The organism is Streptomyces sp. URMC 123 (assembly GCF_051386515.1).
Classification (GTDB): Bacteria; Actinomycetota; Actinomycetes; order Streptomycetales; family Streptomycetaceae; genus Streptomyces.
Window position 1 is genome coordinate 1 of sequence record NZ_JBPQTV010000540.1, and the last position, 2,383, is coordinate 2,383.

General features: G+C 74.9%; 2 protein-coding genes. One reads left to right on the forward strand and one right to left on the reverse strand.

Annotated elements, in window-relative coordinates; genetic code table 11:
* Window positions 1-308 precede the first annotated feature (308 nt).
* A complete protein-coding gene (locus ACSNOD_RS30495) occupies window positions 309-1,271 on the reverse strand; it encodes a hypothetical protein (RefSeq protein ID WP_436770321.1) in 963 nt (320 codons plus the stop codon).
* A 444-nt stretch (window positions 1,272-1,715) separates the two neighbouring features.
* Here ACSNOD_RS30495 and purN point away from each other — a divergent pair, with 444 nt between their 5' ends.
* Entirely contained in the window at window positions 1,716-2,348 is a 633-nt protein-coding gene (purN, locus tag ACSNOD_RS30500; RefSeq protein ID WP_436770320.1) for a phosphoribosylglycinamide formyltransferase, read from the forward strand.
* The last annotated feature ends 35 nt before the right edge of the window (window positions 2,349-2,383 follow it).

Consider the following 2,383-nt stretch of genomic DNA (forward strand, 5'->3'; position numbering starts at 1 on the left):
GGGTGTTCCGGCGCGGAGGCGCCTGGTCTATGCGGTGGGGTCGGAGGGGGCGGACCTCTGGCACGCTCGGTGATTCGCGCGGGGCTCGGGGCCCGCGCGGGGCGCGGGGTGGCCCTGCGCAACCGCCCTCACTGTGCCTGAGCGCAGCGAGGGCGGTCGCTTCGCTCCCACGACGGTTTGAAGCGATGTGCTCGCTGCGCTTGCTCGCGGAGCGAAGGGCCAGGCGGGGGCTTCGCCCCGCCGTTGGGTGGGGAGCGAAGTGGTCGCTTCGCTCCCCACGCCGTGGGGGCGGACCCGGAGACGAGGGGTCAGTCGCGGGTCGTCAGGAGGGGACGGAGCTGCTTGGGCAGCAGGTCCTCGCACGCCTGCTGCGAGGACTGCGTGAGCGCGTCGTCCACGCACGTGTAGTAGTCCCGGTAGACCACCTGGAACGTGAACGTCGCCGCCACGATGGCGAGGGCGACACCACCGGTGACCAGCCCACTGACCGCGGCCGTGGTCTGCGGCCGCGACCCCCGGCCCGCCACCTGCCCGGCAGCCGGCGCGACGCCCGTACCCGTACCGGCCCCCGCACCCGTACCGGCCCCGCCACCGGCGGAGCCGCCCGCGTTCCCGCCGGCCGCCCCCTTCGCCCCGCCGCCCCGCAGCGCGCTGATGCCCCAGTAGACGGCGAGCGCCCCGAGCAGCAGAGCGATCTGCGGCAGGCTGAAGAGCGCGAAGAAGAAGCCCCACATGCCGGCGAGCAGCGCGTACCGCGCCCGCCGCTGGGCCGGGTCCCGGGGGTCCCAGCGCAGGCCTCCCGGCCCGCCTGAGCCCTCCTGCCGGGGGGAACCCGGCCGGCCGCCGAACCCGCCCTGCTGGCGACCCGGCTGGCGGCTGCTCCACTGGCTGCCCCAGACCGGCGGCTGCGGCCGCTCGCCGCCCTCGCCGGGCCGCTCGCCCTCGTCGCCGCCCCCGCCCCGGCCGCCGGAGCCCCCGTAACCGCCGCCGCCCTGGCCGCCGTGGCCGCCGTGGCCGCCGTGACCGCCATGACCGTCATGGCCACCGTGGTCGCCGCCGCCCCGACCGCCCCGGTCGCCCTCGGGACCGGCGTGTGCCTCGTCCGTGCCCTGGGGCCGGCGCGGGCGCCACGGCTCGTCGGGCCGGCCCTCGGGGGGCGCCGCGAACGGGTTGTCCTCCTGCTCGCCACCCCCCGTACCCGGCGGGGTGGAGCGCCGCTCCCTCAGCAGCACCGAGCCCGGCAGCACGGAACCCGGCAGCGCGGAACCCAACCGCACGGAACCCAACCGCACGGAACCCGCCCGCACGGAACCCGCCCGCACCGCGAGCGCCCCCGAAAAGAGAGAGGGGAGAGCCGACGGCGAGGTCGACGGGGACAACGGTCCGGCGCCATCGGCGGCAGCGGCAGCAGCGGGCAGCGGGAGGCGAAGAGCCGCGCGGCGGCGTCGGTCCGGCATCTGTAGTGCGTCTTCCCCTTGTGTCGTCGCCCTCCCCGTGCGGTCTGCGCCGCCTGGAACGGGCGCGGAGGAGGGACGGTTCCGTGCCTCAGACGCTACCTGGCGCACGTGCCCCCGTCCCGTGGGGGCCGTGCGGTGTGCCGGTATCGTTGCTGGCGGTCGGCGGCTTCGTAGGGTCACCCGGACAGCCGCACCCTCTTCACTCGTATGACTCAACGAATTCCGTCCCGTGGTGACCTCGTGAGAAAGAGCCCTCTCGTGTCCTCGCACCCCGACAGCCGGACGAAACGCCTTGTCGTGCTGGTCTCCGGCTCTGGTACGAACCTCCAAGCGCTGCTGGACGCCATCGCCGCGGACCCGGCGGGCTACGGCGCCGAGATCGTGGCCGTCGGCGCCGACCGGGACGGGATCGTCGGCCTGGAGCGGGCCGAGCGGGCCGGCATCCCCACCTTCGTCTGCCGAGTGCGGGACCACGCCGACCGGGACGCGTGGGACCTGGCCCTGGCCGAGGCCACCGCCGCCCACGACCCCGACCTCGTGGTCTCGGCCGGCTTCATGAAGATCGTCGGCAAGCGGTTCCTCGCCCGGTTCGGCGGCCGGTTCATCAATACGCACCCCGCGTTGCTGCCCAGTTTTCCCGGTGCCCATGGCGTGCGCGAGGCACTCGCGTACGGCGTGAAGGTGACCGGATGCACCGTCCACTTCGTCGACGACGGTGTCGACACCGGCCCGATCATCGCGCAGGGCGCGGTCGCGGTCCGGGACGAGGACGACGAAGCCGCTCTCCACGAGCGGATCAAGGAAGTCGAGCGCCGCCTGCTCGTCGATGTCGTGGGGCGCCTGGCCCGCGACGGCTATCGCATCGAGGGACGAAAGGTACTGATCCCGTGACCGCCACCCCGCCCGCCCCCGCAGCCGACCCTTCC